The organism is Streptomyces sp. CB01249 (assembly GCF_001905735.1).
GTDB lineage: Bacteria > Actinomycetota > Actinomycetes > Streptomycetales > Streptomycetaceae > Streptomyces.
This window is the reverse complement of record NZ_LISW01000006.1, coordinates 328,241-342,187: the sequence shown is the minus strand read 5'-3', so window position 1 is coordinate 342,187 and position 13,947 is coordinate 328,241. Positions and strand designations below refer to the sequence as shown.

Below are 13,947 nucleotides of genomic sequence, written 5' to 3'. Positions count from 1 at the left end.
GCCTCTTGCTAGCCGATGCACCCCGCTCCGCGCATCTCGGCGCGCTCGTCGTCGGCGTCGGCGCCTCCCGGGGCGTCTCCGCCGACGAGGTCACCGGGCTGGTCCTGGAGGTGCTGCGGGAGGCGGGGCTCACGGAGCTCGCCGCGTTGGTCACCGTAACGGCGAAGGCCCGGGAGCCGGGGCTGCTCGACGCCGCCGCGCGGCTCGGGGTGCCGCTCCACGCGTACCCGGCGGACGTGCTCGCGCTGGTCCCCGTCCCGCACCCCTCCGGCGCGGCGCTCGCCGCCCTCGGCACCCCCTCGGTGGCCGAGGCCGCCGCCCTCGTCGGCGGCGGTCAACTCCTCGTACCCAAAAGGAAGTCACGGCCTCGCGACGGGCACCCGTCGATGGCCACCTGCGCGGTCGCGCGTCGGCCGGTCGGGACCGTTGCGTGAAACAGGGTGCGGGGCGCATAGTCATCCTGCCGGAGTCCACCCAGGCCACGGCGCACACCCCCCACCACACCCCCACCACGGCGGTCATGCACACTCCCACTGAGAGTCCCGACGCGACAGGCGCGGGCACCCACGATCTGCGTCACCACGGAGACGCGGAAGTACGCGGACGGGGCCGGGATCTGACCGATCTCGCCGTCAACGTACGGGCCGGCACCCCACCGGCCTGGCTGAAGGAGCGCATAGCCGGCTCCCTGGGCACGCTCGCCGCGTATCCGGACGGCCGCGAGGCCCGCGAGGCCGTCGCCGCGCGCCACGAACTACCCCCCGAACGCGTCCTGTTGACGGCGGGCGCGGCGGAGGCCTTCGTCCTCCTCGCCCGTGCGCTGCCCGCCCGGCGGCCGTACGTGGTGCACCCTCAGTTCACCGAGCCCGAGGCGGCGCTGCGCGCGGCCGGGCACGAGGTGGGGCGGGTGCTGCTGCGGGCCGGGGACGACTTCCGGCTCGACCCCGCGGACGTGCCCGACGACGCGGATCTGGTGGTCGTCGGCAACCCGACCAACCCGACGTCCGTCCTCCATCCCGCCGCCGTCCTCGAACGCCTCGCGCGTCCCGGCCGGACCCTGGTGGTGGACGAGGCGTTCATGGACGCGGTGCCGGGCGAGCGCGAGGCCCTGATCGGGCGTACGGACATCCCCGGGCTCGTCGTCCTGCGCAGCCTCACCAAGACCTGGGGGCTCGCCGGTCTGCGCATCGGTTACGTGGCGGCCGACCCGGAGACGATCCGCACCCTGGCGGAGGCCCAGCCGCTGTGGCCGGTGTCGTCGCCCGCGCTGGCGGCGGCGGAGGCGTGCATGGAGCCGCGCGCGCTGGCGGAGGCCGCCGGGGCGGCGGACCGGATCGTGGTGGACCGGGCCCATCTGGTCGCCGGGCTGCGGGAGTTCTCCGAGGTCCGGGTGGTCGAGCCGGCCGAGGGGCCGTTCGTGCTGATCCGCCTCGACGGGGCCGCCGAGATACGGGAGCGGCTGCGGATGCTGGGGTTCGCGGCGCGGCGAGGAGATACGTTTCCTGGGCTCGGGGACGGCTGGCTGCGGCTGGCGGTACGCGACCGGACGACGACCAACCGCTTCCTCCAGGCGCTCGACCTGGCGCTCCAGGCGCTGACGGTGGCGGGGCGGTAGCGGGGCGCTCCGGTTGGTGCGCGGCGCTCCGGTTGATAAGCGACGCTCCGTCCGGTGAGCGGCGCTCCGTCTGGCGCACACTGCTCACATAGGTGAGCGGTGCTCCCCCCTCGGAGCACCGCTCACCATCCCCTCCCCCGGGGTTCCTCCCCTCGGGCCGTCAGCCTCGGGCGCGGCGGCGGGTCAGGACCATGGCGCCCGCCCCGGCCGCCAGCAGCAGCGCCGCGCCGCCCGCGATGTACGGGGTGCTGGAGCTGCTGCCCGTCTCGGCCAGGTCCCCGTCCGTGGCGGCCGGGGCCTGGTCCGTACCCGTCTGGGTCTTCACGTCGCCGCCACCCCCGGTCGAGCCGGCCTTGTCGCCGCCGCCCGTGGAGCCGCCGCTCCCGGAGCCGCCGTCCGTCGAACCGCCCCCGGTCGCGCCGCCGTTGTCGTTCCCGCCGTTGTCGCCGCCGCCGTTCTCGTTGCCCCCGTTGTCACCGCCACCGTTGTGGCCGCCCCCGCTGTCGCCGCCGCCCGTGTGGCCGCCGTGGCCCTTCGGGGTTTCGCAGGTGGCCTCCGCGAGGGTGACCTCGCCCTTGACGTCCGCGACGTTCAGGTTGAGCGGGTTGACCGACACCTTCAGCTGGAGTGCCACAGCGGCGGCCGTGCGCGAAGTGGTCTCCGTCTTCGACAGGTCGAGCGTCACCTCGCCGACCTGCGGCACCGCGACCCGCGTGGTGCCGCCCGCCGTGAGCGTGACGCGCTTGCCGAGCACCGAGACGGACCCGAGCACGTTGGCCTCGGCGACCGGCCGGCTGCCCGCCTCGCAGACCGCCTTCGAGGTGACCTTCTCCACCTTGAGCAGCGGGAACGCCGTGAGCCCGGGAAGGCTCACCCGGGCATTGGCGAGATTGCTGTAGCCGGCGGCGCGGTGCTTGTCGGCGGTGGCCTTCGCGGTGGCCACATCGGCCTTGAGGACGCTGAACGGCTTTCCGCGGTCCACCCCGTCGAGCCGCACGCTGAGCGCGGTCTGCTCGGCGCTGCGCGGCGCCTGCACCTCGTTGAGGGTGACCTTCAACGGCACGTCGACCGTCTTGTTGAGGAGGGAGACGTCGAGTGCGGTACGGAGCACGACCGCGCTCGCCTTCCCGTCGCCGCCGGACGTGGTGGTCGCGGGGGCGGCGTGGGCCGGGACCGCGACCAGGGCGGCGACGGGGGCGGCGGCGACCGCCAGGGCGGCGAGACGGAAGGTGTTGCTGTTCAAGATGGTGGAACCCCCACAGGAGACATGGAGCCACCAGTGCGCCGTCCAATGGGGGACATCGCGGGCACCGGTGGCCTCGACTCCGTGAATCTTTACGCACAGAGGGTGAACTGGCGGACACCTGACGCCAGTTCACTCCAAAGGGGGGTTTCCGTGCCTGTATTCGAATATTCCGGCACGTGCGTTCCTCGCGTTCACCCGTTTCACTGAGCGCCGGGGCGTTTCTGACCGCGCGCGGGCGGCCCGCACGAGGACCGTGCCGCGTACACGGAAAAGGTTCAACGAGCGGGCCGCCCCCGGGTCACTGCCGGTCAACGCGGTGCGTCAGCCGATCACGCGCCCGTTCAGGACGACCCGGCGCGGCCCGGCCAGCACCCGCACGTCCGCCCGCGGGTCCTCGTCGTACACCACGAGGTCGGCCGGTGCCCCCTCCTCCAGGCCGGGCCTGCCGAGCCAGGCCCTCGCCCCCCAGGTCGTCGCGGACAGCGCCGCCAGCGGCGGGATGCCCGCCTTGACGAGCTCCGCGACCTCGTCGGCCACCAGGCCGTGCGCGAGGACCCCGCCCGCGTCGGTGCCGACGAAGACCGGCACCCCGGCGTCGTAGGCGGCGCGCACGGTGTCGTAACGGCGTTCGTGCAGGCGCCGCATATGGGCGGACCAGCGCGGGAACTTCGCCTCGCCGCTCTGCGCGAGCGAGGGGAAGGTGGCGATGTTGACCAGCGTCGGCACGATCGCCACGCCGCGCTCCGCGAAGAGCGGGATGGTGTCCTCGGTGAGGCCCGTGGCGTGCTCGACGCAGTCGATCCCGGCCTCGACCAGGTCCCGCAGCGAGTCCTCCGCGAAGCAGTGCGCGGTGACGCGGGCGCCCAGCCGGTGCGCCTCCGCGATGGCCGCCTCCACCGCCTCGCGCGGCCAGAGCGCCGTCAGGTCACCCACCTCGCGGTCGATCCAGTCGCCGACGAGCTTCACCCAGCCGTCGCCCCGGCGCGCCTCCTGGGCGACGTAGGCGACGAGTTCGTCCGGCTCGATCTCCCAGGCGTAGTTGCGGGTGTAGCGGCGGGGCCGGGCGATGTGGCGGCCGGCCCGGATGATCTTCGGCAGGTCCTCGCGGTCGTCGATCCACCGGGTGTCGGCGGGCGAGCCCGCGTCCCGCAGGAGCAGCGCCCCGGCCTCCCGGTCGTCCAGGGCCTGCTTCTCGCTGGTCGCCGCGTCCACGGCGCCGTGGTGGTCGAGTCCGACGTGGCAGTGGGCGTCGACCAGGCCGGGCAGGGCCCAGCCGGTGACGGTGACGGCGTCGTCCGCGCCGGGCGGCCGCTCGTAGGTGACCCGGCCGCCGACCGCCCAGAGCTCGTCCCTGACCTCCTCGGGTCCGACGAGCACCCGCCCCTTCACATGCAGCACCCGCGATGCCTCGTGATCACTCATGCACAGCACTGTACGAGGGGCCCACCGCGTGCGACATGCCCTGTCCCGGCCCGTCCGGACGGTGCTGGGTACTCTCGGAGGCGCCCGGTCAGCAGGCCGGAGCCCGCCGACCGAAACCGAAGAGAGCACCGCCGTGACGCACCCCTTCCTCGACCTCGCTCCGCTGACCGCCGCGCACTTCGCGGCGATCGAGCGGCGGGTGGCCGGTCTGCTGGCCACCGAGCAGGACGTCGTCATCATGCAGGGCGAGGCGCTGCTGCCGCTGGAGGGCTGCATCCGGGGCGGCGCCCGGCCCGGTTCGACGGCGCTGAACGTGGTGACCGGACCGTACGGGCAGACCTTCGGGAACTGGCTGCGCGACTGCGGGGCCGAGGTCGTCGACCTGGAGGTGCCGTTCCACACGGCCGTCACCGCGGACCAGGTCGCCGAGGCGCTGGCCGCACACCCGGAGATCGACTTCGTCTCGCTGGTCCACGCCGAGGCGGCGACCGGGAACACCAACCCGGTCGCGGAGATCGGCGAGGTGGTGCGGGCGCACGGCGCGCTGTTCATGCTGGACGCGGTCGCCTCGGTGGGCGCCGAGCCGCTGCTGCCGGACGCCTGGGGCGTGGACCTGTGCGTGATCGGGGCGCAGAAGGCGATGGGCGGGCCCGCCGGGGTCTCGGCGGTGTCGGTGAGCGCGCGGGCCTGGGAGCGGATCGCGGCCAACCCGCAGGCGCCGCGCCGGTCCTACCTGTCGCTCCTCGACTGGAAGGAGCGCTGGATCGACGGCGGCCGCAAGGCGCTGCTGCACGCCCCGGCCCAGCTGGAGATGCTGGCCCTGGAAGCGTGCGTGGAGCGGATCGAGGCGGAGGGGCTGGACGCGGTGATGGCCCGTCACGCGGCGGCCGCGGCGGCCACCCGGGCCGGTGCGGTGGCGCTGGGCGGCGGCCTGACCCCGTACGTCCACGAGGCCCGGGACGCGGCGCCGGTGGCGACGACGCTGCGCACGCCGGAGGGCGTGGACGCGTCCGAGCTCGTCGCGCGGGCGCTCGCGGGCGAGCCCTCGCTGCCGCTGATCGCGGGCGGGGGTGCGCTGGCCAAGGAGATGATCCGGGTCAATCACTACGGGGTGGATGCGACGCGGGGCGCGGTGCTCTCCTCGCTCGCGGCTCTGGGGTCGGCGCTGGCCGGGGCCGGCCGGCAGGTCGATCTGGAGGCTGCCCGGAAGGCCGTTTCGGAAACCTGGCCCAGCGCATAAAAGCGCATCCGATAAACAATGCGGGGAGCTGTCTGAATCAGAACAGCTCCCCGCATTCTTATGCCCGCTTCTCCCCGGGCTAAACGCCCCAGTTATCAAGCCGTTCCCGGGACTCGTTTCGGTTGTGTGTGGAGAGAGTTATGGGCTTGTGACCGACTCCACACAGTCGGAGATTTGCCCGAAAAATACCGGACAGAACGACAGAAAACGAAGACGTTTCGCGCCGGTGCGCGCACCCGCCTGATAACACAGATGCCTGCCCCACCCAACCCTTTGCCTCGATGCAATTTAAAAACTTGCTAGGTAAATTCAAATGCCATGACCGCCGCACCAGCAGATTTTGCAAGTGCCCGAAGCGAATTCCTTACGATCGACACGCCGCGAGTGGAGGACGGGGCCGCGATCTGGCGCATCGCCCGCGACTCCGAGGTCCTGGACCTCAACTCCTCGTACAGCTACCTGCTGTGGTGTCGTGACTTCGCGGCGACCTCCGTGGTCGCCCGTGACGAGACCGGCGCCCCGGTCGCCTTCGTGACGGGATACATCAGGCCGGACCGTCCCGAGACGCTCGTCGTCTGGCAGGTGGCCGTCGACCACGGCCACCGCGGTACGGGCCTGGCGGCGAAGCTGCTGGACTCCCTGACCGCCCGGGTCGCCGCCGAACAGGGCCTGGCCTCGGTCGAGACGACCGTCACCCCCGACAACACCGCGTCGGACCGCCTGTTCACCTCCTACGCGCAGCGCCACGACGTGGCCCTGGAGCGCGAGGTGCTCTTCGACGGCGGACTGTTCCCCGAAGGCACCCATCTGCCGGAAGTGCTGTACCGCATCGGCCCGTTCCACGCCTGAGCGCCGCACTCCCACCCGCCGCAGCATCCTTCAACGCCGCCCGTCACACCACCTCACGCCCCGCAGGAGACCCGCTGTGACCATCACCCCGCCCGCCCTCAGTGTCTTCGAGACCCTGGAGTCCGAGGTCCGGAGCTACTGCCGCGGCTGGCCCGCCGTGTTCGACCGCGCCCAGGGCGCCCGGCTGACCGACGAGGACGGCCACTCGTACCTGGACTTCTTCGCCGGCGCGGGCTCGCTCAACTACGGCCACAACAACCCCGTGCTCAAGCGCGCGCTGATCGACTACATCGAACGCGACGGCATCACGCACGGCCTCGACATGGCGACCACCGCCAAACGCGCCTTCCTGGACACCTTCCAGAACGTCGTGCTGCGCCCCCGCGACCTGCCGTACAAGGTGATGTTCCCCGGCCCGACGGGCACCAACGCCGTCGAGGCGGCGCTGAAGCTCGCCCGCAAGGTCAAGGGACGCGAGTCCGTCGTCTCGTTCACCAACGCCTTCCACGGCATGTCGCTCGGCTCGCTCGCCGTGACCGGCAACGCGTTCAAGCGGGCCGGTGCCGGCATCCCGCTGGTGCACGGCACGCCGATGCCGTTCGACAACTACTTCGACGGCCAGGTCCCCGACTTCCTCTGGTTCGAGCGGCTCCTGGAGGACCAGGGCTCCGGGCTCAACCACCCGGCCGCCGTGATCGTGGAGACGGTCCAGGGCGAGGGCGGCATCAACGTCGCCCGCGCCGAGTGGCTGCGCGCGCTCCAGGACCTGTGCCACCGCCAGGACATGCTGCTGATCGTCGACGACATCCAGATGGGCTGCGGCCGTACCGGCGGCTTCTTCTCCTTCGAGGAGGCCGGCATCACGCCGGACATCGTGACGCTGTCGAAGTCCATCAGCGGCTACGGACTGCCCATGTCGCTCTGCCTGTTCAAGCCGGAGCTGGACGTCTGGGAGCCGGGCGAGCACAACGGCACCTTCCGCGGCAACAACCCGGCGTTCGTCACCGCCGCCGCCGCGCTGGACGCCTACTGGGCGGACGGCCAGATGGAGAAGCAGACGCTGGCCCGGGGCGAGCAGATCGAGCAGACGATGCTGGCCATCTGCGGCGAGCACGACAGCGCCCGCTTCCGGGGCCGCGGCCTGGTCTGGGGCCTGGAGTTCGACGACCCGGCGCGCGCCTCCGCGGTCTGCGCCCGCGCGTTCCAGCTGGGGCTGCTCCTGGAGACCTCCGGACCGCAGAGCGAGGTCGTGAAGCTGCTGCCGCCGCTCACCATCACACCCGAGGAGCTGGACGAGGGCCTGCGCACGCTGGCCCGTGCCGTCCGCGAGACCGCCTGACGGTCCGGACCGCACCCCTCACCTCCGTACAGAGAAAGGCATCGAACCACCGTGATCGTCCGATCGTTCGCCGACGTCGAGAACACCGACCGGCACATCAAGGCCGCCTCCGGGACCTGGGAGAGCAAGCGCATCGTGCTCGCCGAGGAGAAGGTCGGCTTCTCGCTCCACGAAACCATCATGTACGCGGGTACCGAGACGTCGATGTGGTACGCGAACCACATCGAGGCGGTCCTGTGTGTCGAGGGCGAGGCCGAGCTGACCGACGACGAGACCGGTGAGAAGCACTGGATCACGCCGGGGACGATGTACCTGCTCAACGGCCACGAGCGCCACACGATGCGGCCCAAGACCGATTTCCGCTGTGTCTGCGTCTTCAACCCGCCGGTCACCGGACGGGAGGAGCACGACGAGAACGGTGTCTATCCACTGCTGACCGAGGAGGGCTGAACCCCATGACCACCGACGTACGCACCGACCTGTACCCCTCGCGCGGCGCCGCCGAGATGACCACTCCCCGCCAGGACCCGGTCATCTGGTCCGCGCCGGGCGCACCGGGTCCGATCAGCGCCAAGGAGCTCCAGGGCTACGAGCACGACGGCTTCCTGCCCGTCGAGCAGCTGATCACCCCGGACGAGGTGGCCGGCTACCACGCCGAGCTGGAACGGCTGATCGCCGACCCGGCCGTCCGCGCCGACGAGCGCTCCATCATCGAACCGAAGTCGCAGTCCGTACGGTCGGTCTTCGAGGTCCACCGGATCAGCGAGGTCTTCGCCCGGCTGGTCGCCGACGAGCGGGTGGTGGGCCGGGCCCGCCAGATCCTCGGTTCGGACGTCTACGTCCACCAGTCGCGGATCAACGTCAAGCCCGGGTTCGGGGCTTCGGGGTTCTACTGGCACTCGGACTTCGAGACCTGGCACGCGGAGGACGGTCTGCCGAACATGCGGACGGTGTCCGTGTCGATCGCGCTGACCGAGAACTACGACACCAACGGCGGGCTGATGATCATGCCCGGCTCGCACAAGTCGTTCCTCGGCTGCGCGGGTGAGACGCCGAAGGACAACTACAAGAAGTCGCTCCAGATGCAGGACGCCGGCACCCCGTCCGACGAAGCGCTGACGAAGATGGCCGACCGGCACGGCATCAGGCTCTTCACGGGCAAGGCCGGTTCGGCGACCTGGTTCGACTGCAACGCGATGCACGGCTCGGGCGACAACATCACGCCGTACCCGCGCAGCAACGTGTTCATCGTGTTCAACAGCGTGGAGAACACCGCGCAGGAGCCGTTCGCGGCGCCGGTCCGCCGCCCGGAGTTCATCGGGGCGCGCGACTTCACCCCGGTGAAGTAGGCCCCGGCAGGGCCTTGGAGGGGGTGGTACGGATTCCCGTGCCACCCCCTCCGGCATATCTCGGTGGACCGGGGCGGGACCGGCGGGAACAGTGAGCGCATGACATCCCACGTACAGCACATCACCATCGACTGCGCCGACGCCTACGCCCTGGGCACCTTCTGGTCGGCGGTGCTCGGCGCACCGCTCTCCGACGAGGACCACCCCGGCGACCCCGAGGCCCTGGTCGAGGCGCCGGGCGCCGCCCTCCTCTTCGTCACCGTGCCCGACAGGAAGCAGACCAAGAACCGCGTGCACCTGGACATCAAGCCGGAGGACCGCAACCGAGACGAGGAGGTCGAACGGCTGCTGGCCCTCGGCGCCACCCTGGTCGCCGACCACCGCAAGCCGAACGGACGGGGCTGGGCGACCCTCGCCGACCCGGAGGGCAACGAGTTCTGCGTGGAGTGCGGCGCGGCGGAGCGGGCGGCGCTCACCGGTACGCGGCTGCCGGTCACCGCGGATGACGTGACCGAGGCGGTCCGCCTGACGGTCGACACGCTCGCCGCCGCCCCGGCCGCCGACTGGCGCGTCCCGGCCGGGGCGCTGACGTGGGACTGCTGGGAGACCGCGGAGCACCTGAGCGACGACCTGTTCGCGTACGCCGTCCAACTGGGCCCGCGTACACCGTCGGTGGAGACCGAGGTGCCGTACCACTGGTCCCCCCGACGCGAGGGCGGCCCGTGGAACGCGGTCTTCGCGGACCCGGAGGCGGGGGTGGCCGGGCTGCTCCAGACCGTGGAGGCGAGCGGCGTGCTGCTGGCCGCGATGGTCCGTACGGCGTCCCCGGCCACCCGCTCGTACCACGGGTACGGGGTCTCCGACCCGGAGGGCTTCGCGGCCATGGGCGTCGTGGAGACCCTGGTGCACGCCCATGACATCGCGTCGGGCCTGGGCGTCTCCTGGGAGCCGCCCGCCGGGCTGTGCGACCGGGCGCTGGCCCGGCTCTTCCCCGACGCCCCGGACGACAAGGACCGGTGGGCCGTGCTGCTCTGGTCCACCGGCCGCGGCGAGCTGCCCGGCCGCGAGCGCGTCACCTCGTGGAAGTGGCGGAGCGCGCCCTTGTCCTGACCCTCCGGGCTATCGGTGGGAGAACCAGCCCGCCGCCGGGAGCAGCTTCTGGTCGTAGCCGAACAGGGCCTGGTTCTCCCAGGCGTTGCCGGAGGAGGGGTCGGCCGGGTCCCAGCCGCTGCCGCTGACGGCGGTCCAGGCCGGCTCCCAGTACACCGCGCCCAGGCCCCGGCCGCCGGGGACGGCCTCGACGACGTTCAGCACGTCCCGGAGGTTGGCCGCCTGCCCGGCCGGGGTGGCCGGGTAGCCGCTGACCAGCTGGTCCGCGGTGGCGATGTTGTTCTCCAGGCCGTCGGCGTCCGCGAGGGTGTGGGCGTAGGCGGTCTCGGCGACCAGCACCGGCTTCCCGTAGCGGGCCGCGGCGTCGTCCAGGTTGGCCTGGAGGCCGGAGAGCGGCCCGTGCCAGTAGCCGTAGTACGAGAGCGCGACGACGTCGAAGGGCACGCCGTACGCGACCGCGTTGTCGAACCACCAGCGGGTGCCCGCGTTGTCGCCGCCCTCGGCCAGGTGCAGGGCCACCTGCGTACCGGAGGAGACGGCCTTGGCCGCGTTCGCGCCGGAGGTGAGGAGTCCGGCGAGCTGGGACCAGTGGTCGGTGGAGCCCTCGGGCCAGAGCATCCCGGCGTTGATCTCGTTGCCGATCTGGACCATGTCGGCGGTGGTGCCCTGTGCCTTGAGCGCGTTCAGCACGTCGTACGTGTGGTTGTAGACGTCCGTCCGCAGCTGCGCGTAGCCGTGTCCGGACCAGGCGGCGGGCTTGTTCTGCTTGCCGGGGTCGGCCCAGCTGTCGGAGTAGTGGAAGTCGACCAGCACCTTCATGCCGAGGGCCTTGGCGCGCTTGGCCATGGCCAGGACGTGGGCCTTGTCGTTGAAGCCGTCGGCCGGGTTCACCCACACCTTGAGGCGGACGTAGTTCATCCCGGCGGACTTCAGCAGGCCCATCGCGTCACCGGCGGTACTGCTCGCGGAGCGGTAGACGGCGCCGTGGGCCTCGTTCTTCGGGAGGGTGGAGAGGTCGGCGCCCTTGATCGTGAGGCCGGTGGAGCCGGGGGTGAAGGTGATGTCGTCGAAGTTGGCCCACTCCCCCGCGTGCGCGTCGGAGTTGAGGCTGATGGTGCAGGCACCGCCGACCACCTTCACGGAGGTGACGAGGCGGATCCAGGCGCCGTCGGCGGTGGGCGGCAGGTCCGTGCGCTGCTCGGCGCTGCCGCAGTTGCGCAGGGCGATGTAGGCGGAGTTCTGGCCGCCGCCGGAGCGCACCCAGGCGGTCAGGGTGTAGGTGCCGTCGGTGAGGCCGGTGAGGTACTGGTACGTCTCCACCTTGTAGGCGGAGGCGGACCAGTGGCTGAGCCGGGTGCTGCCGCCGTGGCCGCCCGCCTCGGTGAACGAGGCGGCGTTCTGCCCGCCCGCCGAGTAGGTCGACCAGCCGGTGGCGCCCGATTCGAAGCCGGGGTCGGTAAGGGTGGTGGCGGCGTGGGCGGACGGGGCGGGCAGGGCGGCCAGCAGGAGTCCGGAGAGCGAGGCGGCCAGTGCCGCCGCTCTCTTCCTGCCGTGCTTCGTTGCGTACATCGTCGGTTTCCCTTCGGCCGTGCGCGGGAGTTGCCTGGGGGTGGAGCGGTGGTGCGGTGGTGCGCCCTAGTCACCGAGCCGGACGACGCGGACGGCTCCCGCCGGGACGGCGAGTTCGCCCGCGACGGGCTCGGCGGTGAGGAGTTCGGTGCCGGGGGCGGTGAGCGGCACCTTCGCCTCGTCGCCGGTGTGGTTGATGACGAAGAGGTACGTGCCGCTCTCGCCGGTCCGGGTGACGACCTCGACGTCGTACGGGAGCGAGGTCCGGGGCGCGATACCGGCGTCCGCGCAGGCCCGGTCGAGGACGGCGTCCAGGTCCGCGCCGCCCAGCCGGGTGGAGACGTACCAGGCGGTGCCCTCGCCGAGGCGGTGGCGGGTGACGGCGGGGCGCCCGGCCGGGATGCCGTTCGCGTAGGACCACACGGTCTCGGCGCCGCGCGGGATGACCACGTCCGACCAGAGGTCGCCGGTGAGCTCCGGGCCCTCCGGGGCTCCCTCGGGGGTGATCAGGCGGACCGTCTCCCCCTCGGCGAGCGGTGCGAACTCCTCGACGGTCAGCCCCAGCACGTCCCGGAGCGGGCCCGGGTAGGCGCCCGGGTGCACGGCGTCGTTCGCGTCGACGATGCCGGAGAAGTACGAGACGACGAGGGTGCCGCCGCCCTCCACGTACCGGCGCAGGTTGCGGCCGGTCTCCTCGGTGGCGAGGTAGAGGGCCGGGACGACGACCAGGGGGTGGCCGGAGAGGTCGGCCTCGGGGTGGGCGAAGTCGACGGTGAGGTGGCGGTCGTAGAGCGCGGCGTAGAAGGTGTCGGCGCGTTCGCGGGCGTCGTGGTCCTGGCTGGGCCGCCACTCCAGGGACTGCGCCCACCAGGACTGCCAGTCCCAGACCATGGCCGCGTCGGCGACGGTGCGAGTGGCGCGGATCCCGTCCAGCAGGCCGATGTCCGCGCCCAGCCGGGAGACCTCGCGCCAGATCCGGGAGTCGGTGCCGGCGTGCGGGAGCATCGCCGAGTGGAACTTCTCGGCGCCGCGCCGGGACTGCCGCCACTGGAAGAACATCGCGCCCTCGGAGCCCCGGGCGACGTGGGAGAGGCTGTTGCGGGCCATCTCGCCGGGGCGCTTGGCGGGGTTGCGGGGCTGCCAGTTGACGCCGCCCGCGGAGTGTTCGAGGAGCAGCCAGGGGGCGCCGCCCGCCACCGAGCGGGTGAGGTCGGCGGCCATGGCGAGGTTGACGTGGGTGCGGCGGCCGTCGGTGATCAGGTAGTGGTCGTTGGTGACGAGGTCGACCTCGCGCCCCCAGGCCCAGTAGTCCACGGACTCGCACTGGCTGAGCGCGGTCATGAAGTTGGTGGTGACGGGGATGCCGGGGGCGTGCCGGTGCAGGAGGTCGCGCTCGGCGCAAAAGTTCTCCCGCATGGTGGCGTCGGCGAAGCGCGCGTAGTCCAGCTGCTGGGCGGGGTTGCCGACGGTCGGGGTGGTGCGGGGCGGGTCGATCTCGCCGAAGGCGCGGTAGCGCTGGCCCCAGAAGGCGGTCCCCCACGCCTCGTTGACGGCCTCGACGGTGCCGTGGCGGGCGGTGAGCCAGCGGCGGAAGTGGGCGGCGCAGTGGTCGCAGTAGCAGGCGCTGACGGGGACGCCGTACTCGTTGTGGACGTGCCACAGGGCGAGCGCCGGGTGGTTCCCGTACCGGCGGGCGAGCTGTTCGGTGATGCGGGCCGCGGCCGCCCGGTAGTCCGGGTGGCTGTGACAGATCGCGCCGCGTGAGCCGAAGGCGTAACGGACCCCGTCCCTGCTGACGGGCAGGGCGTCGGGGTGCGCGCGGTAGAACCAGGCGGGCGGGGCGACGGTCGGGGTGCCGAGGTCGGCGCGGATGCCGTTGACGTGCAGCAGGTCCAGGAGCCGGTCGAGCCAGCCGAAGTCGTAGCGGCCGGGCTCGGGTTCCAGCAGGGCCCAGGAGAAGATCCCGACGCTGACCATGGTGACGCCGGCCTCCCGCATGAGGCGCATGTCCTCGTGCCAGACCTCCTCGGGCCACTGCTCGGGGTTGTAGTCGCCGCCGAAGGCCAGCTGGTGCAGACCCTTCGGAACAGTCGCGCGAGGGGTGTGCGGCATGGGCGTCTCCTGGGCTCTTTGCTACAAATACTGGGAACGTGCACACGCTCTCTCGGCGGCGCTGGGCCAACATAACCGCACAGCAACAACCATTGA

General features: G+C 72.0%; 10 protein-coding genes and 1 pseudogene. 7 read left to right on the top strand and 4 right to left on the bottom strand.

Features of this window, described 5'->3' with window-relative positions; all coding sequences use genetic code 11:
* Positions 1 to 5 precede the first annotated feature (5 nt).
* Positions 6 to 1,615, top strand: a pseudogene (gene cobC, locus AMK18_RS26410) (Rv2231c family pyridoxal phosphate-dependent protein CobC).
* 160 nt (positions 1,616 to 1,775) lie between these two features.
* Here cobC and AMK18_RS26405 read toward each other — a convergent pair.
* Both AMK18_RS26405 and AMK18_RS26400 read right to left on the bottom strand, forming a co-directional pair.
* Complete coding sequence (locus AMK18_RS26405; protein WP_073864745.1) at positions 1,776 to 2,858, bottom strand: SCO1860 family LAETG-anchored protein; 1,083 nt, start codon at positions 2,856 to 2,858, stop codon at positions 1,776 to 1,778.
* A 324-nt stretch (positions 2,859 to 3,182) separates the two neighbouring features.
* The gene (locus tag AMK18_RS26400) at positions 3,183 to 4,283 is read right to left on the bottom strand and encodes an amidohydrolase family protein (RefSeq protein WP_073864744.1); all 1,101 of its coding nucleotides are present in this window, start codon (positions 4,281 to 4,283) and stop codon (positions 3,183 to 3,185) included.
* 133 nt (positions 4,284 to 4,416) lie between these two features.
* Between AMK18_RS26400 and AMK18_RS26395 the strand changes: the two genes are divergently transcribed.
* From AMK18_RS26395 to AMK18_RS26370, 6 genes are all read left to right on the top strand, one after another.
* Complete coding sequence (locus tag AMK18_RS26395; RefSeq protein WP_073864743.1) at positions 4,417 to 5,523, top strand: pyridoxal-phosphate-dependent aminotransferase family protein; 1,107 nt, start codon at positions 4,417 to 4,419, stop codon at positions 5,521 to 5,523.
* A gap of 318 nt (positions 5,524 to 5,841) precedes the next feature.
* Positions 5,842 to 6,372, top strand: a complete 531-nt coding sequence (ectA, locus tag AMK18_RS26390) for a diaminobutyrate acetyltransferase (protein ID WP_202534490.1) — start codon at positions 5,842 to 5,844, stop codon at positions 6,370 to 6,372.
* Positions 6,373 to 6,448: 76 nt separating this feature from the next.
* Positions 6,449 to 7,711, top strand: coding sequence for a diaminobutyrate--2-oxoglutarate transaminase (ectB, locus tag AMK18_RS26385; protein ID WP_018104674.1), 1,263 nt, complete (start codon positions 6,449 to 6,451; stop codon positions 7,709 to 7,711).
* A 51-nt stretch (positions 7,712 to 7,762) separates the two neighbouring features.
* Entirely contained in the window at positions 7,763 to 8,161 is a 399-nt protein-coding gene (locus AMK18_RS26380) for an ectoine synthase (protein WP_018104673.1), read from the top strand.
* 5 nt (positions 8,162 to 8,166) lie between these two features.
* On the top strand, positions 8,167 to 9,060 hold the full coding sequence (gene thpD / locus AMK18_RS26375) for an ectoine hydroxylase (RefSeq protein ID WP_018104672.1): 894 nt from the start codon (positions 8,167 to 8,169) through the stop codon (positions 9,058 to 9,060).
* A 99-nt stretch (positions 9,061 to 9,159) separates the two neighbouring features.
* On the top strand, positions 9,160 to 10,170 hold the full coding sequence (locus AMK18_RS26370; protein ID WP_073864742.1) for a VOC family protein: 1,011 nt from the start codon (positions 9,160 to 9,162) through the stop codon (positions 10,168 to 10,170).
* A gap of 9 nt (positions 10,171 to 10,179) precedes the next feature.
* Here AMK18_RS26370 and AMK18_RS26365 read toward each other — a convergent pair whose 3' ends face one another.
* Both AMK18_RS26365 and AMK18_RS26360 read right to left on the bottom strand, forming a co-directional pair.
* Positions 10,180 to 11,739 carry a glycoside hydrolase family 53 protein gene (locus tag AMK18_RS26365; RefSeq protein ID WP_073864741.1) on the bottom strand — a complete coding sequence of 520 codons (1,560 nt, stop codon included), beginning with the start codon at positions 11,737 to 11,739 and terminating at the stop codon, positions 10,180 to 10,182.
* A gap of 66 nt (positions 11,740 to 11,805) precedes the next feature.
* Positions 11,806 to 13,851 (bottom strand): beta-galactosidase, encoded by a 2,046-nt coding sequence (locus tag AMK18_RS26360; RefSeq protein ID WP_073864740.1) that lies wholly within the window; start codon positions 13,849 to 13,851, stop codon positions 11,806 to 11,808.
* Between the last annotated feature and the right edge of the window lie 96 nt (positions 13,852 to 13,947).